The sequence below is a fragment of the Herbaspirillum frisingense GSF30 genome (assembly GCF_000300975.2).
GTDB classification, from domain to species: Bacteria; Pseudomonadota; Gammaproteobacteria; order Burkholderiales; family Burkholderiaceae_D; genus Herbaspirillum; species Herbaspirillum frisingense.
The window spans coordinates 1-24,654 of the sequence record NZ_AEEC02000032.1; the positions used below are offsets into that span (position 1 = coordinate 1).

At 65.0% G+C, this 24,654-nt stretch carries 25 protein-coding genes; 13 read left to right on the plus strand and 12 right to left on the minus strand.

The annotated features are described in order from the left end of the window. Both hpnE and HFRIS_RS18760 read left to right on the plus strand, forming a co-directional pair. On the plus strand, positions 1-1,219 hold a 1,219-nt coding region (gene hpnE / locus HFRIS_RS18755; protein ID WP_006712959.1), incomplete at its 5' end, for a hydroxysqualene dehydroxylase HpnE. 194 nt (positions 1,220-1,413) lie between these two features. Further along, entirely contained in the window at positions 1,414-2,556 is a 1,143-nt protein-coding gene (locus HFRIS_RS18760; protein WP_006712961.1) for an alpha-hydroxy acid oxidase, read from the plus strand. Between the two features lie 83 nt (positions 2,557-2,639). Here the strand turns inward: HFRIS_RS18760 and HFRIS_RS18765 are convergent, their stop codons facing one another. From HFRIS_RS18765 to HFRIS_RS18780, 4 genes are all read right to left on the minus strand, one after another. Beyond that, positions 2,640-3,311 carry an ankyrin repeat domain-containing protein gene (locus HFRIS_RS18765; protein WP_006712964.1) on the minus strand — a complete coding sequence of 224 codons (672 nt, stop codon included), beginning with the start codon at positions 3,309-3,311 and terminating at the stop codon, positions 2,640-2,642. Continuing rightward, complete coding sequence (locus HFRIS_RS18770) at positions 3,308-4,087, minus strand: TatD family hydrolase (RefSeq protein ID WP_006712966.1); 780 nt, start codon at positions 4,085-4,087, stop codon at positions 3,308-3,310. The genes HFRIS_RS18765 and HFRIS_RS18770 overlap by 4 nt, the downstream gene beginning before the upstream one ends. A 96-nt stretch (positions 4,088-4,183) precedes the next feature. Then, positions 4,184-4,732 carry a response regulator transcription factor gene (locus HFRIS_RS18775; protein WP_006712968.1) on the minus strand — a complete coding sequence of 183 codons (549 nt, stop codon included), beginning with the start codon at positions 4,730-4,732 and terminating at the stop codon, positions 4,184-4,186. Between the two features lie 60 nt (positions 4,733-4,792). Continuing rightward, positions 4,793-6,148, minus strand: coding sequence for an ATP-binding protein (locus HFRIS_RS18780; RefSeq protein WP_006712970.1), 1,356 nt, complete (start codon positions 6,146-6,148; stop codon positions 4,793-4,795). Positions 6,149-6,361: 213 nt separating this feature from the next. Here HFRIS_RS18780 and HFRIS_RS18785 point away from each other — a divergent pair, with 213 nt between their 5' ends. Beyond that, the gene (locus HFRIS_RS18785; protein ID WP_006712971.1) at positions 6,362-8,578 is read left to right on the plus strand and encodes a TonB-dependent receptor; all 2,217 of its coding nucleotides are present in this window, start codon (positions 6,362-6,364) and stop codon (positions 8,576-8,578) included. A 110-nt stretch (positions 8,579-8,688) separates the two neighbouring features. Here HFRIS_RS18785 and HFRIS_RS18790 read toward each other — a convergent pair whose 3' ends face one another. The 3 genes from HFRIS_RS18790 to mltG are packed head-to-tail and all read right to left on the minus strand — an operon-like array spanning position 8,689 to position 11,368. Next, positions 8,689-9,726 carry a DNA polymerase III subunit delta' gene (locus HFRIS_RS18790; protein WP_006712973.1) on the minus strand — a complete coding sequence of 346 codons (1,038 nt, stop codon included), beginning with the start codon at positions 9,724-9,726 and terminating at the stop codon, positions 8,689-8,691. A gap of 10 nt (positions 9,727-9,736) precedes the next feature. Further along, entirely contained in the window at positions 9,737-10,345 is a 609-nt protein-coding gene (gene tmk, locus HFRIS_RS18795) for a dTMP kinase (RefSeq protein ID WP_006712974.1), read from the minus strand. 42 nt (positions 10,346-10,387) lie between these two features. Next, the gene (gene mltG / locus HFRIS_RS18800) at positions 10,388-11,368 is read right to left on the minus strand and encodes an endolytic transglycosylase MltG (RefSeq protein WP_039876437.1); all 981 of its coding nucleotides are present in this window, start codon (positions 11,366-11,368) and stop codon (positions 10,388-10,390) included. Between the two features lie 153 nt (positions 11,369-11,521). Between mltG and ygfZ the strand changes: the two genes are divergently transcribed. The 5 genes from ygfZ (at position 11,522) to HFRIS_RS18825 (ending at position 15,163) form a co-directional block, all read left to right on the plus strand. Further along, a complete protein-coding gene (gene ygfZ / locus HFRIS_RS18805) occupies positions 11,522-12,580 on the plus strand; it encodes a CAF17-like 4Fe-4S cluster assembly/insertion protein YgfZ (RefSeq protein ID WP_006712979.1) in 1,059 nt (352 codons plus the stop codon). Positions 12,581-12,614: 34 nt separating this feature from the next. Beyond that, positions 12,615-12,914, plus strand: coding sequence for a DUF4936 family protein (locus HFRIS_RS18810; RefSeq protein WP_006712981.1), 300 nt, complete (start codon positions 12,615-12,617; stop codon positions 12,912-12,914). Beyond that, positions 12,905-13,753, plus strand: coding sequence for an NRDE family protein (locus HFRIS_RS18815; protein WP_006712982.1), 849 nt, complete (start codon positions 12,905-12,907; stop codon positions 13,751-13,753). The genes HFRIS_RS18810 and HFRIS_RS18815 overlap by 10 nt, the downstream gene beginning before the upstream one ends. 373 nt (positions 13,754-14,126) lie before the next feature. After that, a complete protein-coding gene (locus tag HFRIS_RS18820; protein WP_006712983.1) occupies positions 14,127-14,591 on the plus strand; it encodes a helix-turn-helix domain-containing protein in 465 nt (154 codons plus the stop codon). Further along, positions 14,588-15,163, plus strand: coding sequence for a PIN domain-containing protein (locus HFRIS_RS18825; protein WP_006712984.1), 576 nt, complete (start codon positions 14,588-14,590; stop codon positions 15,161-15,163). Before HFRIS_RS18820 ends, HFRIS_RS18825 begins: the two co-directional genes overlap by 4 nt. A 146-nt stretch (positions 15,164-15,309) precedes the next feature. Here HFRIS_RS18825 and HFRIS_RS18830 read toward each other — a convergent pair whose 3' ends face one another. Continuing rightward, positions 15,310-16,635: a dicarboxylate/amino acid:cation symporter gene (locus HFRIS_RS18830; RefSeq protein ID WP_006712985.1), complete on the minus strand. Its 1,326-nt coding sequence runs from the start codon at positions 16,633-16,635 to the stop codon at positions 15,310-15,312. A gap of 317 nt (positions 16,636-16,952) precedes the next feature. Between HFRIS_RS18830 and HFRIS_RS18835 the strand changes: the two genes are divergently transcribed. Then, complete coding sequence (locus tag HFRIS_RS18835; RefSeq protein ID WP_139347157.1) at positions 16,953-18,530, plus strand: HAMP domain-containing methyl-accepting chemotaxis protein; 1,578 nt, start codon at positions 16,953-16,955, stop codon at positions 18,528-18,530. Between the two features lie 35 nt (positions 18,531-18,565). On the opposite strand, the gene HFRIS_RS18840 is transcribed toward HFRIS_RS18835, so the two are convergent. The 4 genes from HFRIS_RS18840 to HFRIS_RS18855 form a co-directional block, all read right to left on the minus strand. After that, positions 18,566-18,994, minus strand: coding sequence for a GNAT family N-acetyltransferase (locus tag HFRIS_RS18840; protein ID WP_006712987.1), 429 nt, complete (start codon positions 18,992-18,994; stop codon positions 18,566-18,568). Between the two features lie 62 nt (positions 18,995-19,056). After that, on the minus strand, positions 19,057-19,491 hold the full coding sequence (locus HFRIS_RS18845; protein WP_039876442.1) for a PaaI family thioesterase: 435 nt from the start codon (positions 19,489-19,491) through the stop codon (positions 19,057-19,059). A gap of 10 nt (positions 19,492-19,501) precedes the next feature. Beyond that, positions 19,502-19,804 carry a Dabb family protein gene (locus HFRIS_RS18850; protein ID WP_006712989.1) on the minus strand — a complete coding sequence of 101 codons (303 nt, stop codon included), beginning with the start codon at positions 19,802-19,804 and terminating at the stop codon, positions 19,502-19,504. A 74-nt stretch (positions 19,805-19,878) separates the two neighbouring features. Further along, positions 19,879-20,739 (minus strand): LysR substrate-binding domain-containing protein, encoded by an 861-nt coding sequence (locus HFRIS_RS18855; RefSeq protein ID WP_006712990.1) that lies wholly within the window; start codon positions 20,737-20,739, stop codon positions 19,879-19,881. A gap of 174 nt (positions 20,740-20,913) precedes the next feature. On the opposite strand from HFRIS_RS18855, the gene phnD reads away from it, so the two are divergent. From phnD to psrA, 4 genes are all read left to right on the plus strand, one after another. Then, the gene (phnD, locus tag HFRIS_RS18860) at positions 20,914-21,780 is read left to right on the plus strand and encodes a phosphonate ABC transporter substrate-binding protein (protein ID WP_006712992.1); all 867 of its coding nucleotides are present in this window, start codon (positions 20,914-20,916) and stop codon (positions 21,778-21,780) included. Then, positions 21,777-22,595: a phosphonate ABC transporter ATP-binding protein gene (phnC, locus tag HFRIS_RS18865; protein ID WP_006712994.1), complete on the plus strand. Its 819-nt coding sequence runs from the start codon at positions 21,777-21,779 to the stop codon at positions 22,593-22,595. Before phnD ends, phnC begins: the two co-directional genes overlap by 4 nt. A 1-nt stretch (position 22,596) precedes the next feature. Continuing rightward, positions 22,597-23,451, plus strand: coding sequence for a phosphonate ABC transporter, permease protein PhnE (phnE, locus tag HFRIS_RS18870; RefSeq protein ID WP_006712996.1), 855 nt, complete (start codon positions 22,597-22,599; stop codon positions 23,449-23,451). A 62-nt stretch (positions 23,452-23,513) separates the two neighbouring features. Beyond that, complete coding sequence (psrA, locus tag HFRIS_RS18875) at positions 23,514-24,611, plus strand: iron-containing alcohol dehydrogenase PsrA (protein ID WP_006712999.1); 1,098 nt, start codon at positions 23,514-23,516, stop codon at positions 24,609-24,611. Positions 24,612-24,654 lie beyond the last annotated feature (43 nt).

The window sequence follows — 24,654 nt, forward strand, 5'->3', positions numbered from 1 at the left end:
CACCCTGGGTGGCCGGGCGCGCCGCCTCGAACTCGATGGCCGTACCCTGGATAACGGCCAGCACATCCTGCTGGGCGCCTACCGCGCCACCCTGGCCCTGATGAAACAGGTCGGCGTCGATCCCGCCGCAGCCCTGCTGCGACTCCCCCTGCAGATGCGCTACCCGCTGGCGAATCAGACCGACGGCATGGACTTCGTTGCGCCACGCCTGCCCGCGCCCTGGCATGTGGCCGTGGCCCTGCTGCGCGCCAAGGGGCTGGCGCGCGATGACAAGATGGCCTTGGCCCGCTTTTCCACCACGGCGCGCTGGATGGGCTGGCAATTGCACGAGGATTGCAGCGTGGCCGACCTGCTGCAGCGTTTCGACCAGACTGACCGCGTCACCCGCCTGATGTGGCGCCCGCTCTGCATCGCCGCCCTGAATACGCCCCCCGAACGGGCTTCGGCGCAGGTATTCCTGAACGTGCTGCGCGATAGCCTGGGCGCGCGCCGTGCCGCTTCCGACATGCTGATCCCGCGCCGGGACCTGGGCGCCCTGCTGCCCGATGCCACCGAAGCCTACCTGGCCCGCCATGGTGGACTGGTACGACCGGGCGTGGCGGTCACGCGCCTGCTGACGGGCAGCGAGCCAGGCAGCTGGCGCCTGGAAGACCGCCTGGGCGAAAGCCTCGGCGAATTCTCCGGCGTGGTACTGGCCACCGGCCCCGAGGCTGCCGCGCAACTGCTGGAGGGCCTGCACGATACCCACCTGCTGCAAGCCCTGGAGCATGAACCCATCACCACCTGCTATCTGCAGTATGGCGAGCAGGTGCGCCTGCCGGCGCCCTTCCTGGCCTTGCTGGACGCGCCGGAGCGCCAGGCCTGGGGCCAGTTCGTCTTCGACCGTGGGCAACTGGGCGGCGACCCGGGTCTGCTGGCCGTGGTGGTCAGTGCCGCCGGGCAGGCCATCGCCGACGGTCATGCCACCCTGACGACGGGCATCACCCGCCAATTGGCGCAAGACTTCGGCCAGCCGGCCCTGGCCACGCCCCAATGGAGCAAGGTCATCACCGAAAAGCGCGCCACCTTCGCCTGTATCCCCGGACTGCAACGGCCCGACAACACCGCCATGCCAGCCGGTCTGGCGCTGGCCGGCGACTACGTGGCCGGCGACTATCCCGCCACGCTGGAAGGCGCGGTGCGTAGCGGCGGTGCAGCGGCCCGGCTGCTGGCGGGCTAGACCTCCTGCAGCGGCTGGCCGTCCCTAAAATTTTCATGGATGACGGCAAAGGGATTCACCCCATCCATGCCGGCGATGCACTACGATAGCGGTCCATCAGCATTACGCATCAGCAGTCCCGATTCCGGTTCGTGTCTGCACCACCATCGCCCGGCGGCGCCAAGCCGCGTTGAATAAATTACGGAGAAAACAATATGCCGGTCATGACCTGTATCGAAGACTTCCGCCTGCTGGCCAAGAAACGTGTCCCCAAGGCCTTCTACGACTACGCCGACAGCGGCTCCTATACCGAGAGCACCTATCGCGCCAACACCAAGGACCTGGCCTCGCTCAAGCTGCGCCAGCGCGTGGCCATCAATGTCGACGAACGCAGCACCCGCACCACCATGATCGGCCACGATGTCAGCATGCCCGTGGCCATCGCCCCTACCGGTCTGACCGGCATGCAGTGGGCCAACGGCGAGATGCTGGGCGCGATCGCGGCCGAGAAGTTCGGCATCCCCTTCACCCTGTCCACCATGAGCATCTGCTCCATCGAGGACGTGGCCAGCGTCACCACCAAGCCGTTCTGGTTTCAGCTCTACGTGATGCGCGACCGTGGCTTCGTGAAGTCGCTGATCGATCGCGCCAAGGCTGCCAAGTGCTCGGCACTGGTGCTCACGCTGGACCTGCAGATCCTCGGCCAGCGCCACAAGGACCTCAAGAACGGCATGTCGGTCCCGCCCAAGCTGACCCTGGAAACCCTGCTCGACCTGGCCAGCAAGCCCGGCTGGGCGCTGCGTGCGCTGGGCGGCCGCAAGACCTTCGGCAACCTGGCCGGCCACATCAAGGGCGGTGAAGGCGCCGGCGGCGTGCAGACCCTCTCCAAGTGGACCGCCAGCCAGTTCGACCCCACCCTGAACTGGGACGACGTGGCCTGGATCAAGGAGCAATGGGGCGGCAAGCTGATTCTCAAGGGCATCCTCGACGTGGAAGATGCCAAGCTGGCCGTGCAGACCGGAGCCGACGCCATCGTCGTCTCCAACCACGGTGGCCGCCAGCTGGATGGCGCAATGTCCTCCATCGAAGCCCTGCCGGCCATTGCCGAAGCCGTGGGTGACCAGATCGAAGTCTGGTTCGACGGCGGCATCCGTTCCGGCCAGGACGTGCTCAAGGCGGTGGCCCTGGGCGCGCGCGGCACCATGATCGGCCGTGCCTTCCTCTACAGCCTGGGCGCCATGGGCGGCGACGGCGTCTCGCAGATGCTGGAAATCATGCGCAAGGAGCTCGATGTCAGCATGGCCCTCACTGGCACCAAGGACATCAAGGATGTCGGCCCGCAGATCCTGATCCGCTAAAACCCCCATCCCATCAAGAAAACGTCCCGGTCCACCGCAAGGTGGCCGGGACGTTTTTTTGACTCTGCGGGATCAGCCTGCGGCTACTGGCGCGGCTTTTCGTTCAGGGCATCGATCACGCCCTCCTGGCCGTAGCGTCGGGCCAGGTCCATGGCGGTGAGACCGTCCTTGTTCTTCAGCGTCAGATCGGCGCCATTGTCACGCAGCACCTCGACTGCCGCCACCCGTCCGCGCATGGCTGCCAGCATCACCGGCGTCATCTTGTCGTCGGGCGATTCGGCATCCACGTAGGCCGAGGCATCCAGCAAGAGCTTGACGATCTCCGAGCTGCCGTTGATGGCCGCATAGTGCAACGCCGTCCAGCCCGGACGATTGACTTCCACCTCGCGCGAAAGCAACAGCTTGACCACCGGTATGTTGCCGTAGAAGGAGGCCAGCATCAGCGGCGTGTCGCCATTGGTGGCCTGGGCCTCCAGGTTGACGTCCGGTGCATTGACCAGCACCTCGAAGGCCTTCATCGAGTCTTCGCGGATGGACAGCATCAGGCCGGTGTAGCCGCGCTTGGGCTCGATCAGGTTGGGGCCCATGCCACGCTGCATCAGTTGCTTGAGGAAGTACACGTTATCCATGCGGATGGCCTGGAAGTATTCTTCATAGGCGCCCGCACGGGCCGCACCCGGCAACAGCAGCGAGGTGTAGAGCACGATGCGGCCCAGCCCGCGCCAGCGGGAACGCAGCTTTTCCAGCAAGGTCATGGTGTGATTCCGAACAGCTTGAAGAAATTGTCAGAGGTCTGGCGTGCCACCTCGGCCACCGGGATGCCGCGCAGGTCGGCGATGAATTCGCCGACGTGGCGCACATAGCCGGGCTCGTTGGTCTTGCCGCGAAACGGCACCGGTGCCAGGTAGGGCGAATCGGTCTCGATGAGCATGCGCTCCAGCGGAATGGTGCGCGCCACCTGTTGCAGGTCCTTGGCGGACTTGAAGGTGACGATGCCCGAAAACGAGATATAGAAACCCAGCTCGATGGCCGCATCGGCCACCTCCTGCGATTCCGTGAAGCAATGCATGACCCCCGCCGCTCCACCGGCCGCCGGGCTGGCGCCTTCTTCGCGCAGGATGCGGATGGTATCCTCGGACGCCGAACGGGTATGGATGATCAGCGGCTTGCCCGTGGCGCGCGAGGCGCGGATATGGGTGCGAAAGCGCTCGCGCTGCCATTCCAGGTCACCCTGCAGGCGGTAGTAATCCAGCCCGGTCTCGCCGATGGCGACGATGCGCGGATGGTCGGCCAGCGCCACCAGCTGCTCCACCGAGGGCTCCGGCGTGTCTTCGTAGTCCGGATGCACGCCCACCGAAGCGTAGACGGTGGGATACTGCTCGGCCAGGGCCAATACCTGCGGGAAATCAGGCAGGTCCACCGACACGCACAGGGCGTGGCTGACCTGGTTTTCGGCCATCTTGCCGAAGATCTCCGGCAAGCGCGCCGCCAGGTCGGGAAAATTGATGTGGCAATGGGAATCGATATACATGGCCGCTATTGTAAAGCGATGCCGACAGCCTGTCGCCCCTGAGCGCGGCGCGCTTACCTTTGGTTACAGCCGCGCCGGCATGCCCGGCGCCCGCCCTCAGCGCGCCACCGGGCGCTTGGCCAGCTTGCGCTGCAGGGTGCGGCGGTGCATGTTCAGCGCCCGCGCAGTGGAAGAGACATTGCCCTCATGCTCGGCCAGCACACGCTGGATGTGTTCCCACTCCAGTCTTTCCAGCGACAGCGGCGACGCCTCTTCCATCGGCGGCACCGGTTCGTCGGTGCGCTCGCCGCCACTGGCATGGTTCAGCGCCGAGAGGATGGAATCGACATTGGCCGGCTTGGCCAGGTAGTTGTCGGCGCCCGACTTGATCGCCTGGACCGTGGTGGCGATGCTGGCGTAGCCGGTCAACACCAGCAGGCGGGCCTCAGGCAAGGCCTGACGCAGCGGCGACACCCACTGCAGGCCGGAATCCTTTTCCAGCTGCAGGTCGATGGTGGCGTAGTCGAAGCGTTCACGACGCGCCGCTTCCAGCGCCTCCTCGCCACTGTGCGCCACGGTCGGGCGGAAACCCCGACGCGCCAGCGACCTGGCCAGGGTACTGGCAAAGACATCGTTATCGTCAAGGATCAGGAAAGCTGCACTCATCAAAAAGCCTGCAATATAAGAAACATCACATCAGTCGATCAAGACAGGAAACAAAAACATTCAGCGCAAGGGGAAGCGCAACTGTGCCACGGTGCCCTCACCCGGCACGGAACGCAGGCGCAGCTTGCCTCCCAGGTGCGTGGCACTGGCAAACGCCAGCATCAGACCAATCCCCGAACCGCCGGAACTGCTGACGACCGGGCCATGACCCAGGCGCTGGAGCAGCTCGGGCGCGATACCGCTGCCATTGTCGGAGACCTCGATGATAGCCGTCTTCTTGCCCGACCTGGATGACGCCCCGCCAAACGAAGATGGCGCTTCGGCGACCTTGGTGGCATCGCCAGCATCAGCGGAGAGCAGCCGCAGCCGGATCTCTCCCTGATGCCCCCGCCCGCGTACCGCATGGGCGGCATTATCGAGCAGGGTCAAGAGGATCTGCGACAGGTCCTGTAACTGGCTGGCGACCCAACCCCGCTGGTGTACCTCGGCCACCAACAGCACGGCGGGGTGACGCAAGCGCCAGCCCTCCAGCAGGCTGGTCAGCCAGGGCGTGATGGCCGCGCTGTCCTCGTTGCGCAGCTGGGCATCGGCGTCCAGGCGCATGCTCTCCAGCGCTGCCTTGCAGACCGCAATCTGTTCCTCGACGATGCGCAGGTCTTCGTCATAGACACTCAGCGCGGGGTTGTCGGCCATCTCGCGTCGCAACTCCCCGGCGATCACCGCCACCGTGGACAGCGGCGTATTGAGGGCGTGGGCCGCGCCGGCGGCCTGGGTACCCAGCGCCAGGATGCGATGACTCTGCAGCTGGCGCTCCCGGGCCTGGCCCAGTTGCCGATCGCGCGAGCGCACCGCCGCGGCGATACGGCTGACGAACCAGGTGATCAGCAGCGCCGAGATCGTGAAATTGATCCACATCCCCGCCAGGTGATAGGCCATGGCCTGGCCATGGTCGTGGATGTGTAGCGGCTGGTAGAAATACACCAGCCCGGAATAGCCACCCAGCGCGCACAGCGCCAGCAGCAAGGCATAGGGCCAACTGAGGGTAGCCGCGCCGGCCGCCAGCGCCGGCAGGTAGAAGGACACGAAGGGATTGGTCGAGCCGCCCGAGAAATACAGCAAGGCCGTCAATACCGCCACATCCAGCCACAGCTGCATGAACAGTTCACCCTGCTCCGCCGGCCGCGCCCAGCGCATGCGCAGCCAGGTTCCCCCATTGATGAGCAGCTGCAGCAGGATCAGCGCCAGCAAGGGCGACATCGGCAAGGCGATATGCAGCCAGATGTGGGCACCTGCCAGCACCAGCAGCTCGCCGGCCACCATCGCCCAGCGCAGCCAGAACAGGCGCGACAGCAGCAGATGCTGCGGCGGATCGGCAGGCAGCGATGCCGCCGCCAGGAAGGAGCTCGGGGAATTCATGGCCGGAATTATACGGGCTGGGCGCGCCCGCCTGACCACAGGCCTCCCGGCCTTCGACATTCAGCCGGCGATGACCATCACTTCATTACCTTTTCGCAACACGTCACCTCTATTCATTAAAAAATGAATGCAAATGATAACGATTTTTAATTATACTTTGCGCCGTTTTGTAATACTTCTTCATTCCCACAAGAAATTCTAGAAAGAATCTTCATGTCCATGCCCTTCACTGCGCGCCTCAACCCGCTGGCCGCCGCCCTCGCGCTGGCTTTCCTGGCTCCCCTGCCGGCGCTGGCCCAGACCACTGCCACCACTGCCACCACCGACGCCAAGGACCAGGCCGCCCTGCCCACGGTCACCGTCAATGCCTCCGCCGACGCCTCGGCCGATGGCTTGCCGGCCGAGTTTGCCGGTGGCCAGGTGGCGCGCGGCAGCCGCCTGGGCGTGCTGGGCAATGTCGACAACCTGGACAGCCCGGTGCGTTCGGTGGCCTACACCCGCCAGTTGATCGCCGACCAGCAGGCCCACGGCGTGGGCGACGTGCTCAAGAACGACCCGGTGGTGCGCACCACCCGCGGCTTCGGCAACTTCCAGGAGTCGTACATGATCCGCGGCTTCATCGCCAACTCGGACGACCTGATGTACAACGGCCTGTTCGGCATCCTGCCGCGCCAGTACGTCGCCTCGGAAATGATCGAGCGCGTCGAGGTGCTGTACGGCGCCAGCGCCTTCCTCAATGGCGCCACCCCTGGCGATGCCGGCCTCGGTGGCACCATCAACATCCTGCCCAAGCGCGCCTCCAGCGAAGCCCTGACCGAAGTGACCCTGGGCTACGAGTCGGGCAACAGCAAGTCCGCCGCCATCGACGTCTCGCGCCGCCTGGGCGCCGATGAACGCCTGGGCGTACGCGTCAATGCCGCCCGCCATGCAGGTGGCACGGGCGTGTCCAACGAAAAGCGCGAGACCAATGTCTTCTCCCTGGGCGTGGACTATCGCGGCAATGACTTCCGCCTCTCGGCCGACCTCGGCGTGCAGGAAAACAACCTCAGCAACATGCGTCCCAGCGTCACCATCGGCAGCGGCTTGACGGCGGTACCGACCGCTCCCAGCGGCTCGTCCAACTACGCGCAGCCCTGGTCGTATTCCAATGCCCGCGACATCTTCGGCACCGTACGCGGCGAGTGGGACCTGTCGGCCAGCACCACCGCCTGGGCCGCCTTCGGCGCGCGCCAGGGCACCGAGAACAACTCGCTGTCGGGCGTACGCGTGAACAACGCCAGCACCGGCGCCGCCTCCACCTACCGCTTCGACAATGCCCGCCAGGATGACGTCGCCACCGGCGAAATCGGCGTGCGCACCCAGTTCAACACCGGCACCGTCTCGCACAAGCTGGTGGCTGCCGCCTCGGCGTATTCGCTGGATTCGCGCAATGCCTACGGCATGTCGACCTCCTACGCCCTGGCCACCAATCTCTACAATCCGAGCACCTACGCGCGCCCGGCCCTGGTCTTGCTGGGCAATGACCTGTCCGATCCGCAGACCACCATCAAGACCCAGCTGATGAGCGCCGTGGTCTCCGACACCCTGGGCTTCTACGACAACCGCCTGCTGGTGACGCTGGGCGTCCGCCAGCAGCAGTTGAAGTCGGACGGCTACGCCTACAATACCCACGTCAACAATAGCCACTATGACCAGAGCGCTACCTCGCCCATGGCCGGCGTGGTGTTCAAGGTGCTCAAGAACCTTTCCCTGTACGGCAACTACATCGAAGGTCTGCAGCAGGGCAAGCAGATCACCGATACCACCGCCGCCAACTACGGCCAGATCCTGGCGCCCTACAAGTCCAAGCAGAAGGAAGTCGGCGTGAAGTACGAACTGGGCGGACTCGGCCTGGGTGCGGCCTTCTTCACCACCGATCGCCCGCTGTCGTACAAGGATGTATCCACCGGCATCGAATCCACCAACGGCAAGCAACGCAACCGTGGTGTCGAACTGACCGCCTACGGCGAAGTGACCCGGGGCGTGCGCCTGCTGTCGGGCATTACCTTCCTCGATGCCAAGCAGGTGCAGACCAATGGCGGCACCAACAATGGCAAGTACGCCATCGGTGTGCCCAAGATGCAGGCCAATGCCGGCGTCGAATATGACATCCCCGGCGTGCGTGGCCTGACCGTCAATGGCCGCGCCACCTACACCGCCACCCAGTACGTGGATGCCGCCAACAAGCTGGAAGTCCCATCCTGGGTGCGCTACGACCTGGGTGCGCGCTACTTGACCGACATCGGCGGTCGCGCCGTCACCTTCCGCGCCGCCATCGAGAACCTGGCCAACCGTAACTACTGGCAGTCGGCCGGTGGTGCCTCCAACTCGGGCTACCTGGTACTGGGCAATCCGCGTACCTTCAGCACCTCGGTATCGGTGGCCTTCTGATCTGAACGCAAGCGTTTGCCGCAATGAAAATCGCCCGGCCCCACAGTGTGGGGACCGGGCGATTTTTCATGCGCCTGGGCGCAAGCGGACTGCGCCGCAGCAGGTCTGTCTCAGTCGAACATCCGCGCGTAATCGATCAGCATTTCCTCGATGAACAACTTTGCCGACAAGGGATGGTCGGCGATGGCGCGGCGGTCGCCCATGCCACGCAGTGCCTTGGACAAGGCCAGTACATCGACCCGTTCGGCCAGCCGCCCCAGTTCCTTGCCGTAGCGCGGGTAATAGCGCACCACCCCGGCCGATTTCAGCGACAGCAGATCATAGAGCCAGCGCTGCACCCAGCCCACCAGCTCGGCGGCGGGCGTCTTCTGCAACTTGTCGGCAGCGCGCAGGGCACCATCCACGCCAGGCTGGGCCAGTTGCCGCAGCAGCTCGTCGAGCGCCTCGCGCCCCTCGCCCTGTGCCGCCTCCAGCGCCGCCAGCGGCGCCCCACCCTGCTCGGCCAGCCAGGCATCGGCATCCTTGACGCCCTGCTGTTTGAGCCAGGCCAGCGCCTCGTCGTGGCCCGGCGCGTTCAGGGCGAACTTGCGGCAACGCGAGAGAATGGTCGGCAGCAACCGATCCAGACGATTGGACAGCAGCAGGAACATGGTCCCCGGCGGCGGCTCCTCCAGCGTCTTGAGCAAGGCATTGGCCGCGGCCGTATTGAGCGCCTCGGCCGGATACAGCATCACCACCCGAAGGCCGGAACGGTGGGTGGAAACGTTCATGAAATCGGCCAGCGCACGGATCTGGTCGATCTTGATGTCCTTGGAAGGCGCCTTGCTGGCCTTGGCGGTCTTCTTTTCCTCGCCGCTGTCGTCCTCGCCGGGCTCATCCTCCAACACCTCCGGACGCACCCGGCGATAGTCCGGATGATTGGATTGCGAAAACCAGTTGCAGGACGGGCAGACGCCGCAGGCATGCGCCTCGGCCGTAGGCGACTCGCACAGCAGCGACTTGGCGAAGGCCTCCACGAAGCGGGTCTTGCCGGTGCCGGCCGCTCCATAGAACAGCAGCGCATGCGGCAGGCGCTCGCGCAGCTGCTGCAGCTGACGCCAGCTCTCGCCCTGCCAGGGCAGCAAGGGATCGGTCGAAGTCACGGACATGCGGCGCCCCTCACAGCGCGGCCACGATGGCGCGCAATTCGTCCTGGATCACCGGGATCGGACGGGTGGAATCGACAATGCGGAAACGCTGCGGGAATTGCGCGGCACGGCGCAGGTATTCGGCGCGCGTGTTGGCGAAGAAGTCCGCCTTTTCCTGCTCGAACTTGTCCAGGGTACGTTCCGCATCCAGGCGCGCGCGTGCCACTTCCAGCGGCACGTCAAAAAGCAGCGTCAGGTCCGGCTGCAGATGCGGATGCACCCACTGCTCCAGGCTTTCCAGCTTGTCCAGGGCCAGCTTGCGGCCGCCGCCCTGGTAGGCGAAGGTGGCATCGGTGAACCGGTCGGAAATCACCCAGTCGCCGCGTTCCAGCGCCGGGGTGATCACCTGCGCCAGGTGTTCGCGCCGCGAGGCGAACATCAGCAGGGCCTCGGTCTCCAGGTGCATGGGATGATGCAGCACCAGTTCGCGCAGGCGCTCGCCCAGTTCGGTACCACCCGGCTCGCGGGTGGCCACCACCGTCAGGCCGCGCGCGCGCAGCAGCTCGGTGACGAAGGGAATATGCGTCGACTTGCCGGCGCCGTCGATGCCTTCGAAGGTAATGAATTTGCCTGATGCCATGAAGGTATCGCTACAGAATGAATCGGTGAAAAGAAAGGCGGATCAACGCTGGTAGCGGTTGACGGCCTGGTTGTGCTCGTTCAGGTTGCTGGAGAAATGGCTGGTGCCATCGCCACGCGCCACGAAGTATAAGGCCTCGGTCTTGTCCGGGTTCAGCGCCGCCGCCAGCGAGGCTGCCCCCGGCAAGGCGATCGGCGTGGGCGGCAGGCCGGCACGGGTATAGGTGTTATAGGGCGTATCGGTCAGCAGGTCGACCTTGCGGATCTTGCCCTGGTAACGATCGCCCATGCCATAGATCACCGTCGGATCGGTCTGCAGCAGCATGCCGGTACGCAGGCGGTTGACGAACACACCGGCCACCATGCCGCGCTCGGATTTCTGCCCGGTCTCCTTTTCCACGATGGACGCCATGATCAGCGCCTCATAGGGCGTGCGATACGGCAGCGACAGATCGCGCCGCGCCCAGGCTTCGTTGAGCTTCTTGCTCATCAGCGCGAAGGCCTGTTTATAGACCTGCATATCGCTGGCGCCCTTGGCGAAGAGATAGGTATCGGGGAAGAACAGGCCTTCCGGATAGGTGTATTCGTTGGTCAGCTTGGCCAGGATCTGCTGGTCGGTCCAGCCGGCCGTATCGTGCTTCAGCGCCGGCTGGTCGGCAATGGCACGGCGCATCTGCTTGAAAGTCCAGCCCTCGATGACGGTCAGCGCCTCCTGCGCGAACTCGCCGCGCACCAGTTGCAGCAGCAGCCGCTGGGGCGTGTAACCGGGCTTGATCTCATAGCTGCCGGCCTTGATGCGGCCGCCTTCGCCGGACAGGCGCGCATACAGCGTGAACAGGTCCGGATTGAGCGGCACCCCGGCCGCCGCGATCTGCTGGGCAGCCCCCGACACACCCGCCCCCGGCGTGATGGTAAAGGCGATCAGCTGGCCATTGGCCGGCACGATGGGCTGCTTGGTCCAGTAGACGCCAGCACCGGCGACCAGCGCGGCCAGCACGAACAATGTTGCCAATAACTTCTTCATACCTGATGCGAAATCCCTGTAGTTCCGACGCGATTTTTCGGAGATCACTATAATCGAGGCATCAATGATAATCGCTGGCACGACAGTTGCCTAATTTGCCGGGGACTTCACCCCGGCAAGACGTAATCCGACGTAATCCGTAAAAGATTTCCTATGACAGACATCACCGCATCGCCCTCCGCCTGGCGCGACTTCCTCACGCAGCAAGGCGCCCAGTTTGACGACCAGGGCCAGGACGTACTCGGCTTCGGCGCAGCTGCCCCGCAAAGCCTGGAAAGTTTCGTCGCGCCACTGACCGACCTCGGCCTGATCGCGGCCACCGGCGAAGAAGCCGCCGCCTTCCTGCACGGTCAGCTCACCAATGATGTGCAGCACCTCACCGCCGATTCCGCCCGCCTGGCCGGCTATTGCTCGCCCAAGGGCCGACTGCTGGCCACCCTGCTGATGTGGCGCGACGAAGCCGGGATCTTCCTGCAGCTGCCGCGCGCACTGCAGCCTGCCATCCAGAAGCGCCTGCAGATGTTCATCCTGCGCGCCAAGGCCAAGCTGGCCGACGTCAGCGCCGAACGCGCCGTGCTGGGCCTGGTCGGACCGGCCACCGCCAACGCCCTGGCCGAGTGGTTCCCGGTCTTGCCGGCCGCCCCCTATGACAAGCTCGACAACAGCCATGGCACCCTGATCCGCCTGCCCGATGCTGCCGGTAGCCCGCGCTATCAATGGATTGCCGCCGTCGACACCCTGAGCACCGCCTGGCCCAAGCTGGTGCAGCACTTGAAGCCCACCGCCACCCAGGCCTGGCGCCTGTCCGATATCCGCGCCGGTGTACCCGGCATCCTCGCCGCCACGCAAGAGCAGTTCGTGCCGCAGATGATCAATTTCGAACTGATCGGCGGCGTCAATTTCAAGAAAGGCTGCTACCCCGGCCAGGAAATCGTCGCCCGCAGCCAGTACCTGGGCAAGCTCAAGCGGCGCACATTGCTGGCCACCATCGCCAGCGCCGGTGCCCGGGCCGGTGATGAAGTCTTTGCTGCCGCCGATCCCGGCCAGCCCTGCGGCATGGTGGTCAATGCCGAACCGCTGGACCAGGATCACGCCCTGGCCCTGGTGGAAATGAAACTGGCCGCCGCCGACGATACCGTCCATCTGGGCGCCGCCGGTGGCCCTGCCCTGCATTTCCATGACCTCCCCTATGAGCTGGCCGATCCGCAATAAGCGGCGTGCAGCGTTCAAGCCATAGGGAATCACCATGGACCTCTACATCTACTACCGGGTCGCCAGCGCCCACGCCCCAACACTGCTGGGCAAGATCCGGGGCGTGCAGGCCACCCTGCAGGCGCGCCAGCAGGTGGCCGGCGCACTCAAGCGCCGCCCTGGCGAACAGGACGGCCTGCAGACCTGGATGGAAATCTACCAAGGCATCGCCGACACCGATGCCGAGGGATTCACCCGCGCCCTGGAGCAGGCCCTGGCCGAGACCGGTGCCTTGTCCCTCATCAGCGGTGCGCGCCATGTAGAACAGTTCGAGGATATCGCCCCATGTGCCTGATCATCTTCGCCTGGAAAGTCATCCCCGGCATGCCGCTGATCCTGGCCGCCAATCGCGACGAGTTCTACGCCCGCCCGGCCGCTGATGCCGCCTGGTGGAACGACCATCCCAGGATCTACGCCGGCCGCGACCTGCAAGGCGGCGGCACCTGGCTGGGCGTGACCCGTGATGGCCGCTTTGCCGCCCTGACCAACGTGCGCGCCCCCTCCGAACGACGAACGGATGCCCCGACCCGGGGCCAGCTGGTCGCCGACTACCTGGCCGGCGACATGACCCCGCAGGATTACCTGCGCCAGATCGAGCCCCTTGCCCAGCAATACAACGGCTTCAACCTCCTCGTGGGCAATCCCGAGACCATGTTGTGGTATTCCAACCGCGGCAATGAAGATCCCCGCAATGGCCAGCCGCTGGAATACGGCGTCTACGGTGTCTCCAATGCCCTGCTCGACACCCCCTGGCCCAAGCTCACCCGCGCCAAGGCGCAATTCGCCAGCCTGCTGTGCCAGGGCGCACCGGAAGAGACCTTCTTCGAAATGCTCACCGACGGCACCCGCGCCAACGACTGTCGCCTGCCCGACACCGGCATCGGCCTGGAAAAGGAGCGCATGCTCTCGCCCATCTTCATCCGCTCGCCCGACTACGGCACCCGCTGCTCCACGGTCCTGCGCGTGCCCATCGTCGGCGAACCGGTCCTGACCGAACACGTGGTCGATCCTATGGCGATGCAATATAGCGGCGAGGCCGCCACCGACAAGGCCTGCCGTATCCCCTGCAAGCCCAGGGTGCAAGAAGCTTCACCCGGCGACGACCAGCCTGGCGCAAAGCCGCACAGCGCATGATCCGGGGCCTTCATTCCTTGCCCATGTGAAATAACCAAAGCGTATATCTGATATTTGGAAGATAAATTGGCCTGATTTGATGCGGAGCAGTAAAGTTACACCTGTCTCCTCCAATTTCCTCCTAAAGAATTGGATTCAAGCCCACACCGCAAGGTCGTGGGCTTTTTTTCGCCCGTACCGAACGCCAGCGGCTGCCTCACGTCGACAATGCGTTCCATGCAAATGTCATCGTAGGCGCGTCTTTCCGTTGCCCCCCAGTCCGGCGGGTATAACCAGCTTCACGCCTGCGTGATCGGACCCTGCGATTTTCGATTATTGCGATTTTCGTTTGTTTCGAATAATATGGCCGCTCAAGTATTTCCTGGAGCCCGCCATGACCCCGTCCGCAGCCACCATGTCCCTGCCCGCCGCCAAGGATGTCGAACTGGCCGTGCGCGGCCAACGCGCCCTGGCAGCCTACCTGAGCACGCAGGTCGACACTCAGCACATCCAGATTTTCGATGCCCAGAACCGGGCGCATGAAGTCGAACTACCGACGTCGGCGTTGCGCCTGCTGGTGGAGATACTGGCCGAACTCGCCGACGGTAACGCCGTCAAGGTCGTACCGGTCCACGCAGAACTGACCACCCAGGAAGCCGCTGACCTGCTTAATGTTTCACGCCCCCACTTCGTCAAGCTGTTGGAGGATGGCGTCATCCCCTTCCATCGCGCCGGCAAGCACCGTCGCGTCAAATTTGCCGACCTCATGCAGTACAAGACCGAGCGAGAACAGGCCAGTACCGAGGCCATGGCCGACCTCGCCCGGCAGTCACAGGAACTGGGACTGGGATACGAATGAGGCATTCGCCCTTCACCGCCGTCTACGATGCCTGCGTGCTCTACCCTGCGCCATTACGGGACTTCCTGATGTGGCTGGGCCTGTCGGGACTGTTCCGGGCGCGCTGGAGTCGAGCCATTCATGAGGAGTGGAAACGTAATCTGCTCATCAAACGCCCCGATCTCACCCGCCCCCAACTGGATCGGACCTCGGCCCTGATGGATCGCGCCATTCCCGACAGCCTGGTGGAAGGCCACGAAGCCTTGGTCGCGGGGCTACACCTGCCAGACCCGGACGATCGCCACGTTCTGGCGGCCGCCATCCGCTGCGGTGCCAGTGTCATCGTGACTTTCAACGAGCGGGATTTCCCAGCCCAGGTCCTCGCGCCCTACGGCATCGAAGCACAGCATCCCGATGAGTTCGCCCACAATCTGCTGGACCTCGACGCAGCCGCAGTCGCCGCCGCCGCGCAGCGGCAACGCGCGCAGTTGAAGAATCCATCGGTGGACGTGGATCACTACCTCGACATCCTTTTGCGCCAGGGCCTGGCGCAAACGGTCAAGGCACTCCGCGCCTATCGCGTCGTTCTTTAGACCGGCCGTTGCGGCTCGCCGCAATCTCCGCCGACTCCGCCATTTCCGCCACCCAAAAACACATCGGCCCCACCACCACGCCAGACAAGGCGCGGGGGTGGGGCCGATCAGGCCAGCCTGGCGGGAGCGAATCCCGCTGCGGTGACTTAGTGATGCATCTTGGCTTCGGTGCGATCCAGGACGGCTTCCGGTGCCTGCGCATCTTCCACGGTCTCGTTGTTCAAGACCTTGGTCAGGCGCTCGCTATCCAGTTCGCCGCTCCACTTGGCCACCACCAGGGTTGCCACGCCGTTGCCGATGGTGTTGGTCAGGGCACGCGCTTCGGACATGAAGCGGTCGATACCCAGGATCAGCGCCAGGCCGGCCACCGGCACGTGGCCCACCGCCGACAGCGTCGCCGCCAGCACGATGAAGCCGGAGCCGGTGATGCCCGCCGCGCCCTTGGACGTCAGCAGCAGCACACCCAGCAGCGTCAGTTCCTGCACGAAGGTCATGGGCGTGTTGGTGGCCTGGGCGATGAACACGGCCGCCATGGTCAGGTAGATCGCGGTGCCGTCCAGGTTGAAGGAATAACCGGTCGGAATCACCAGACCGACCACGGTCTTCTTGGCACCGGCATTTTCCATCTTGGCCAGCATGCGCGGCAGCACCGATTCCGAGGAAGAGGTACCCAGCACGATCAGCAGTTCTTCCTTGATGTACTTGACGAACTTCCAGATCGAGAAGCCGTGCAGGCGGGTGATGATCCCCAGCACCACGAAGATGAACAGCAGGCAGGTCAGGTAGAAGGTGCCCATCAGCTTGGCCAGCGAGAACAGCGAACCCACGCCGTACTTGCCGATGGTGAAGGACATCGCACCGAAGGCGCCGATCGGAGCCACCTTCATGATCGCGCCCACCACCGAGAACAGCACGTGCGAGATCTTTTCGATGAAATCGAACACCAGCGTGCCGCGACCGCCGAACTTGTGCAGGGCGAAGCCGAACAGCACCGCCACCAGCAGCACCTGCAGCACGTCACCCTTGGCAAACGCGTCCACCATGCTGGTGGGGATGATGCCCAGGACGAACTCGGTCACCGAACCCATCTTGCCCGGGGCGGTATAGGCCGCGATGCTCTTGGTATCCAGCGCCGACGGGTCGACGTTCATGCCCACGCCGGGCTTGAGGAAGTTCACCAGCAGCAGGCCGATGATCAGGGCCACGGTACTGACCACTTCGAAGTACAGCAGGGCCAGACCGCCGGTCTTGCCGACCTTCTTCATGTCTTCCATGCCGGCGATGCCGATGACGACGGTACAGAAGATCACCGGCGCGATGATCATCTTGATCAGTTTGACGAAGCCATCGCCGAGCGGCTTCATGGCTTCACCCGTGGATGGGTAGAAATGGCCCAGCAGGATGCCGATCACGATGGCAACCAGAACCTGGAAATACAGCGATTTGTAAAGGGGCGGTTTTTGCGCCGTCATTATGATTTCTCCAAGAAACATCGAATATCAGCCGGTCCCTGGGGACCCGCCGCCTGCCGTTGCCGGATCGTCGTCCGTGCGGGCATTTGCTTGTTTTTTTGCTTGCTTTTGCCAGCAATGCGTCCGGGAGAACTCCCCCTCCCCGGTTCGGCCGCAAGTATCTCGCAGTCGCTACGGGGCGGGTATTGTGGGAAACCACATAACTTCAGTAAACAGCGGTTCAAACTGCTCTTTTCTTCATTCTGCAATGCAATAGGATTCGCTATAGTCTGTGCTGGACTGAACGAAAGCTCACGGGCACTCACAAGGAAAATATCGTGCGACGAAAATTGACGGTCACCGCCCGCCTCGGGATTCTGGTAGCGGTGCTGTGTGGCAGCGTGGTCCTGCTGGCCTGGCGCGACATGCTGGGCATGGCCTCCAGCAACGACAAGCTGCGCTATGTCTACGAAGACCGGACCATGGCCCTGATCCACATCGCTCGCGTGCGCGATGCCTTGTACATGAACCGCGACGTCATGGGCCGCGCCCTGATGATGGCCAATGTGCCGACCGAACCGGGTCCCGATGGCGCCACCGGCAATGAACAGATCAAGCAGTGGCTGGGCCGCCTGGCCGGCCTGGACGCCAGTTTCGACCAGGGCTGGCAAGCCTACCGCGCCACCCGCCTGACCCCCGAGGAAATCACCGAGGCCGCCCGCTTCGAGCAAAGCTGGAAAACCTACCTGAGCGAACGCAACCAGGTCATCGAACTCATCGCCAGCACCCAGGTATTGCAGGCCAACCGCAGCTGGACCCAGCTCACGCCGCGCCTGTCGGCCCTGGCCACGCAACTGGCCACCCTCGGTCACCTGCAGGAAACCATGACCCGCGGTGCCTACGACAATGCCCTGCAGGAATACGGCGAACTGCGCCGCCACAACCTCGAAATCGCCTGCGTGGCCCTGATCCTGGGCATTGCCCTGGCGCTGTGGATCATCATCAGCCTGCGCCGCCAGCTCGGGGGTGAACCCGATTACGCCGCCGACATCGTGCGCCAGATCGCCGACGGCAACCTCGGCGTGGCGGTGCGACTGCGCCGCAATGACCGCGGCAGCCTGCTCTACGCCATGCACACCATGCGTGAACGGCTCACCGACATCATGCGCAGCGTCACCCTATCGACCCAGTCACTGGGCGACTCCTCACGCCAGCTCAACGCCACCGCGCACGCCCTGGCCGGCGCCTCCAGCGAGCAGGCAGCGGCGGTAGAAGAAGTCCACAGCGCCATTGCCAGCATGAGCCTGGCCATCCAGCAGACTGGCGAACACGCTCGCCGCACCGACCAGATCGCGCTGGCCGCCGCGGCCGACGCCGACAAGAGCGGCGCCGCCGTACAGACCACGGTGGCCGCCATGCGCGGTATCGCACGCCAGGTCGGGGTGATCGACGACATCGCCTATCAGACCAACCTGCTGGCCCTGAATGCCGCCATCGAAGCCGCCCGCGCCGGCGAGCACGGGCGCGGCTTCTCGGTGGTGGCCGCCGAAATCCGCAAACTGGCCGAGCGCAGCCAGGGCAGCGCCCACGAAATCAGCGTGATTGCACAGGAAAGCGTGGACATGGCCGAAGAAACCAGCCAGCGCCTGGCCGAGGGCACCCTGCAGGGAATCCGCGAAGCCTCGCAGCAGATCAACCAGATCACGCTGTCCTCGCGCATGCAGGAAGAAGGGGTACAGGAAATCGGCGCCGCCGTCGCGCAGCTCAACGACACCACGCAGCGCAATGCGGCCGCCTCGGAAGAACTGGCCTCCACCGCCGAAGTGGTGGCCGAACGGGCGCGCGAACTGGGCGCCCAGCTGTGTTATTTCAGACTGGAAGACGGCAAGCCGCCAGCCCGCGTGCGGCCGGCCTGAAACGTTGGACCTGTCGGACCTGCCGTCCCCGACGGCTAGGCCTGCCGCTGCAGGCTGGCCCGCATGGTGATATGGGGGATGCCCGCTTCCATGAACTCGTCACCCTCACGGGCAAAGCCGTGGGCATTGTAGAAGCCCTCGGCATGGGTCTGGGCATTGAGGATCACCTCGCCGTCACCGCGCTCCCGCGCCGCCTGGATCAACGCCTGCAACACCGCCCCGCCCACGCCCTTGCCGCGCCCGGCCTTGCGCACCGCCATGCGGCCGATATGGCCGTCCGGCAGCAGGCGACCGGTGGCCAGCGGCTGGCCGGCCTCGTCGTAGGCCACCGCGTGCACGCACAGCGGGTCCATCTCGTCCAGCTCGATCTCGGCTGGCACCTTCTGTTCATCGACAAAGACTTCGAAGCGGATAGGCTGGGCGTGTGCGCGCAGCGCTTCCCAACTGCCTACGGTGATTTTCATGCGGGAATTCCTGCTGAGGGTTGAAACGGAAACGCCATGAGGCCCTACGGGCGAATGACGGCTCACTCGTGATCCAGCTTCCTGGAAATATCCAGGCGGCGGATCAGCTTGAAGGTCCCCATGGCCTTGGCCACCAATCGCTCGCCATTCCACAGTTCGGCCTGGCAGAAGCACATGGTGGTGGAGCGATGGTAGGTATGGCCGCGCGCCACGATGGTCTCGCCGGCATGACCGGCCGGCTGCAGGAAGCTGGTGCTCATCTCGACGGTGGCCGAGGACTTGGCGTCCGGCACGCCGGCCCTGGCCGACAGGCCCATGGCCACGTCCAGCAGGGTCATCGAGATGCCGCCCTGCGCCACCTGCCAGCTGTTCATGAACTCCGGCTTGAGAAGCAGCGACATCACGGCGCGGTCGTCGCCATATTCCAGCACCTCCACGCCCAGTGCCTGCAGGTAGGGATTACCTTGCGGGAAGACCTCGGTCAACGGCAGACTCATCGCAGCGGCCTCAGATCTCGTAATCCATGCACTGGCGCGCCTCGCGCACGGCACCGATGAAGGGCTTGATGGCGATATGGTCGGGATGGTCCTGGTAGGCATCCAGCGCCGCCTTGGATTCGAACTCCGAATACAGCACCACGTCATAGCTGGCTTCCAGACCCGGTTGCGCCAGCACCGCTTCGAACTTCAGGATGCCCGGCACCACATTGGCACAGCTGTCCAGCAATTGCTTCATCTTCAGCAGGTTGGTGGCCTTGTCAGCGCCTTCTGCGTGGCCCTTCAGTTTCCACATCACGATATGCTTGATCACGATCGGTCTTCCTTGGTCGAAAATTGGATAAACCGCAATGATAAGCGAAAGCGCCGACCACGACCGCCCCCCCGTCAGCCACGCGCAGCGATCTTCATGAAGGACCCGACCAGCCGCCCTTCGCGGCGCTCGGCCAGGCAATAGACATAGGTGTGGGTGCTCACCGGGTCGCCCTCGATGCGCACCATGCGAAAACGCTCGTCCGGAATGAACTCCGCCTCCGACACCGCCGCCAGCCCCAGGCCGCGTGCCACCGCCTCGCGCAGGGCTTCGCGGCTGCCGATCTCCATCACCACGCGGGGCTTCACGCCGGCCTGCTGCAACACCTTTTCCAGCGCCAGCCGGGTGGTCGAGCCCTGTTCGCGCATGAGCATCGGCTGCTGCTCCAGTTCGGCCAGCGCGACCGTCTCGCGCTGGTAGAAGGGATGACTGCGATGGGCAAACAGCACCACCGCGTGATCGGCATAGGGCAGTGCGTGGAACCGCGCATCATCGGTCACGCTGGCCAGCACCGCGACATCGGTCACGTAGTTCTCCAGATCGGCCAGCGACTGCGCCGAGTTGCCCAGCTTGATCGACAGCTCAACCTGCGGATAACGGGCGCGGTAGGCGTCCACCATCTCGATCACGTGGAACGGCCCGACCGCGCCGATGCGCAGATGCCCCACATGCAGCGCTCCCGAATTGACCAGCAGGTTCAGCGCGTCCAGTTCCAGCTCGGCAATGTTCTGCGCGATCGGCAACAGGCGCTGCGCCGTCTCCGACAGGTCGACCCGCCGGCCACGGCGGAAGAACAGTTCCACATTGTGTTCGCGCTCCAGCGATTGCACCTGGGTGGTCAGGGTCGGCTGGCTCACGCCCAAGGCCCGGGCCGCCGCTGAAAAGCCGCGATGGCGGGCCACGGCGAGGAAGGCACGCAGTTGCGAAGGAGTCATCTATAGCCTCAATCAATAGCTTCGTCGAATTTTAACGATTATATCGATAATAGGGCCGTCATAAAGCCCCCGTAAGCTCCCTTCCTGTCAGTACCGGCCCGAGCAACTCGCCCGACACTGCGCCGCCGATCACCCACTGCGTCCACCACCGGACGCCCATGACAAGGATCCACCATGCAACGACGTTCCCTGCTCGCCCTGTGCCTGGGCGCCCTGACCTCCCTCCTGCTGAGCCAGCCGGTGCGCGCCGCCCAGCCCCTGACCGTGGGCCTGATCCCGGCCGAAGACTCGCAGGCCATGCTGGAAAACAGCAAGGCCGTCATCGACAGCCTGCAGCAGCAGCTGGGCATGCCGGTCAAGCCCTTCATCGCCACCGACTACAACGGCATCATCGAGGCGCTGCGCTCGCGCAAGCTGGATGTGGCCTACCTCGGCCCCTTCTCCTACGTGCTGGCCAGCTCGGTGGCCAATGTCGAAGCCTTCGCCGTGGCCGAGACCAAGAAGAGCGGCCGCAGCTTCTACAAGAGCCTCATCATCACCCGCAAGGACAGCGGCCTGCAGAGCGTGGAACAGTTGAAGGGCCGCACCATGGCCTTCGTCGACCCGTCCTCGGCTTCCGGTCACCTGTTCCCCAGCGCCGGCCTGCAAAAACTCAATATCGATCCCAACAAGTATTTTTCCCGGGTGATCTTCTCCGGCTCCCATGACGCCAGCATCCTGGCCGTGGCCAACAAGAAGGTCGATGCCGCTGCCGTGGCCGACCGCATCCTGGCGGCCGCCGTGGCCAAGGGCGTGGTCCAGCAATCGGACCTGAACGTGGTCTGGACCTCGCCCGACATCCCCGAGTCGCCCATGGTCTGGCGCCGCGACCTGGACCCGGCCCTGAAACAGAAGATCGCCGCCGCCTTCGCCAACATCAAGGACGTGAAATGGGGTGACCAGGGCGTCCTGAACGGCTTCGTCCCCACCACTGACGGCGCCTACGACGTGGTGCGCGAGACCGCCAAGATCCTCAACCTGGACCTGAAGGCCATGAAATGATCCAGCTCCGCGCCCTCGCCAAGCACTACGGCAGCCATGCCGTGCTGCGCGGGATCGACCTGGACGTGCCGGCTGGCCAGTTCCTGGTGGTGCTGGGCCCGTCCGGGGCCGGCAAGTCCACCCTGCTACGCTGCATGAACGGTCTGGTCCAGCCCAGTTCGGGTGAACTCCGGATCACCGGCTTCGACGCCACCGATCCCCGCGCCCGCCAGGTCCGCCAGCTGCGCCGCCAGGTGGCGATGATCTTCCAGCATCACAATGTGGTGCCGCGCCTGTCGGTGCTGAAGAACACCCTGACCGGCCGCCTCGGCCAGGTCCCGACCTGGTCTTCGATCCTGCAACTGTTCAGCCGCCAGGACGTAGCCCTGGCCATGGACTGCCTGCGCCGCGTGGAACTGGAACACAAGGCCCACCAGCGTACCGATGCCCTCTCCGGCGGCCAGCGCCAGCGGGTCGGCATCGCCCGCGCCCTGGCCCAGCAGCCGCAGGTGATCCTGGCCGACGAACCAGTGGCCAGCCTGGACCCCAAGACTTCGCGCCTGGTGCTGCACTACCTGCGCGCCGCCTCGCGCGAACTGGGTATCACCGTGGTCTGCAATCTGCACCAGGTGGACTACGCTCGCGAATTCGGCGACCGCATCATCGGCCTGTCCGGCGGCGAGCTGGTCTTCGACGGCCCCGGCACCGCACTGGACCAGCATCACCTGGACCGCATCTATGCCAGCCCCGGTCATGTGCCGCACCCGGCTTCCCACGCCACCGCCACCGCTGCCACCGCCGCCACCAACCTGGCACCGGCGATCCAAGGAACCTGACATGAACAGCCCCTCCTCTCCCTCTGCCGCCCCTTCTTCGACCGCCCCCGGCTATCTCTGGACCGGTCCCCGTCCGCAGACGCTGCGCGCCTGGCTGGGCTACGCCGCCCTGGTGGCGCTGATCGCCTGGCTGCTCGGCTGGAGCGCCCAGGGCACGCAACTGTCGTGGAGCGAACTGGCCAATGGCCTGCCGCAGATCGGCGACTTCCTGGCCCGCTCCTTCCCGCCCAACTGGTCCTTGCTGCCGGCACTACTGGCCCCGGCCATCGAGACCCTGCAGATCGCGCTATGGGGAACCCTGCTGGGCGTGCTCGGCGCCGTGCCGGTGGCCCTGCTGGCGGCACGCAATCTCAACCCCAACCGCACCCTGCACGCCCTGGTGCGCCAGGGCCTCAACGTCACCCGCAGCATCAATGAACTGATCCTGGCGCTGGTGTTCGTCTCGGCGGTGGGGCTGGGCCCCTTCCCGGGCGTGCTGGCACTGGCGGTGCACGGCGTAGGCATGGTCGGCAAGTTCTTCGCCGAAAGCATCGAGGAAATCGACCAGGGTCCGTTGGAAGCACTGCGCGCCACCGGCGCCAGGCCGCTGCAGGTGATCATCTTCGGCGTACTGCCGCAGGTGGCCACGGCCTGGATCGCCACCGTGCTCTACCGCTTCGAGGTCAACCTGCGCCAGGCCACCGTGCTGGGCATGGTCGGAGCCGGCGGCCTCGGCTTCGAACTGGTCAACAGCCTCAAGTTGTTCAAATACCAGGACACCGCCACCTGCATCGTCGTGGTGACCCTGATGGTGGTGGCCGCCGATGCGCTCTCCAGCCACCTGCGGCGCCTGATCCAGGATGGCAGCACGCATTGAGCAACGAGCACTGACCTCGCCCATTCAACATCGCGAAACCCGAAAACCCCGAGAACAGACTCATGTGGAATTTCCATAACCCGGTCGCCATCCATGCCGGCGCCGGCAGCCTCGCCACCCTGCCGCAATTGCTGGCAGGCCGGCGCGCCATCCTGATCACCTTTCCCGAGGCCGCCGCGCTGGGCCTGGAGCAGGCCATCGCCGCCCTGCTTGGACCGCAACTGGTGGCCATCGAAAACAACGTGCAACCCAATCCCGACGTCGCCTGGCTGGGCGCGATGCACGAGCGCTTGTGGCAGCAGCACCCCGACGTCCCCTGCCTGATCGCGCTGGGCGGCGGCAGTGTCATCGACTGCGCCAAGGCCATGCTGGCGCCCACACCCTCGGGCCGCTTCGAGGAACTGCTCACCCATCTGCGCCAGGACAGCGCCTTCCAGCCCGACCCCGCCCGCATCAAGACGCTCATCGCCATTCCCACCACCGCCGGCACCGGCAGCGAAGTCACGCCCTGGGCCACGCTGTGGGATGCGGCAGGCGGTCACAAGTATTCCCTGCATCGTCCCTGGACCTGGCCCGAGGCCGCCCTCATCGATGCCGAACTGATGCGCAGCCTGCCCCCGGCCGCCACCCTGGCCAGCGCCCTGGACGCGCTGTCGCACGCCCTGGAGGCGATCTGGAACCGGCACCGCAACCCGGTCTCCTCGACCCTGGCCGCCAGTGCCGCGCGCAGCATCCTCGCCACGTTGCCGGCCCTCATGCGCCAGCCCGACGCACTGGCCCTGCGCGAGCAGATGGCAGTGGCGGCGCTGCAGGCCGGCCTGGCCTTTTCCAATACCCGCACCGCCCTGGCACACTCGCTGTCCTACGACATCACGCTGCGGCAAGGGGTGGTCCACGGCATCGCCTGCTCGTTCTCGCTGCCGCACATCCTGCGCCTGGCGCTGGGCCGCGATGCGTCCGTGGATGCGCTGCTGCTGGACATCTTCGACGCCAGCGACGCCTACCAGGCCGTGGCCCGGCTCACCGCCTTCCTGGAAGCGCTGGGCGTGTCCACCGACCCGGCCCGCTATGGCCTGGGTGAAGGCGAGCGCTGGGACGCCGCCCTGCAGCAGGCCCTGCAAGGCCCACGCGGGCGCAACTTCATCGCTGCCGCCCCCTGACCGGCACGCCCCGATCGACAAGACAGCCCACCCAACACTGCAC

Coding starts and splice junctions, on each gene's coding strand:
- HFRIS_RS18820 (WP_006712983.1), top strand. CDS start 14,127: ATGACCCCGTCCGCAGCCACCATGTCCCTGCCCGCCGCCAAGGATGTC.
- phnE (WP_006712996.1), top strand. CDS start 22,597: ATGAACAGCCCCTCCTCTCCCTCTGCCGCCCCTTCTTCGACCGCCCCC.
- HFRIS_RS18810 (WP_006712981.1), top strand. CDS start 12,615: ATGGACCTCTACATCTACTACCGGGTCGCCAGCGCCCACGCCCCAACA.
- tmk (WP_006712974.1), bottom strand. CDS start 10,345: ATGGCATCAGGCAAATTCATTACCTTCGAAGGCATCGACGGCGCCGGC.
- HFRIS_RS18855 (WP_006712990.1), bottom strand. CDS start 20,739: ATGACTCCTTCGCAACTGCGTGCCTTCCTCGCCGTGGCCCGCCATCGC.
- HFRIS_RS18790 (WP_006712973.1), bottom strand. CDS start 9,726: ATGTCCGTGACTTCGACCGATCCCTTGCTGCCCTGGCAGGGCGAGAGC.
- HFRIS_RS18770 (WP_006712966.1), bottom strand. CDS start 4,087: ATGTATATCGATTCCCATTGCCACATCAATTTTCCCGACCTGGCGGCG.
- HFRIS_RS18780 (WP_006712970.1), bottom strand. CDS start 6,148: ATGAATTCCCCGAGCTCCTTCCTGGCGGCGGCATCGCTGCCTGCCGAT.
- HFRIS_RS18845 (WP_039876442.1), bottom strand. CDS start 19,491: ATGAGTCTGCCGTTGACCGAGGTCTTCCCGCAAGGTAATCCCTACCTG.
- ygfZ (WP_006712979.1), top strand. CDS start 11,522: ATGACAGACATCACCGCATCGCCCTCCGCCTGGCGCGACTTCCTCACG.
- HFRIS_RS18825 (WP_006712984.1), top strand. CDS start 14,588: ATGAGGCATTCGCCCTTCACCGCCGTCTACGATGCCTGCGTGCTCTAC.
- mltG (WP_039876437.1), bottom strand. CDS start 11,368: ATGAAGAAGTTATTGGCAACATTGTTCGTGCTGGCCGCGCTGGTCGCC.
- HFRIS_RS18840 (WP_006712987.1), bottom strand. CDS start 18,994: ATGAAAATCACCGTAGGCAGTTGGGAAGCGCTGCGCGCACACGCCCAG.
- HFRIS_RS18760 (WP_006712961.1), top strand. CDS start 1,414: ATGCCGGTCATGACCTGTATCGAAGACTTCCGCCTGCTGGCCAAGAAA.
- psrA (WP_006712999.1), top strand. CDS start 23,514: ATGTGGAATTTCCATAACCCGGTCGCCATCCATGCCGGCGCCGGCAGC.
- phnD (WP_006712992.1), top strand. CDS start 20,914: ATGCAACGACGTTCCCTGCTCGCCCTGTGCCTGGGCGCCCTGACCTCC.
- HFRIS_RS18775 (WP_006712968.1), bottom strand. CDS start 4,732: ATGAGTGCAGCTTTCCTGATCCTTGACGATAACGATGTCTTTGCCAGT.
- HFRIS_RS18815 (WP_006712982.1), top strand. CDS start 12,905: ATGTGCCTGATCATCTTCGCCTGGAAAGTCATCCCCGGCATGCCGCTG.
- HFRIS_RS18830 (WP_006712985.1), bottom strand. CDS start 16,635: ATGACGGCGCAAAAACCGCCCCTTTACAAATCGCTGTATTTCCAGGTT.
- HFRIS_RS18765 (WP_006712964.1), bottom strand. CDS start 3,311: ATGACCTTGCTGGAAAAGCTGCGTTCCCGCTGGCGCGGGCTGGGCCGC.
- phnC (WP_006712994.1), top strand. CDS start 21,777: ATGATCCAGCTCCGCGCCCTCGCCAAGCACTACGGCAGCCATGCCGTG.
- HFRIS_RS18785 (WP_006712971.1), top strand. CDS start 6,362: ATGTCCATGCCCTTCACTGCGCGCCTCAACCCGCTGGCCGCCGCCCTC.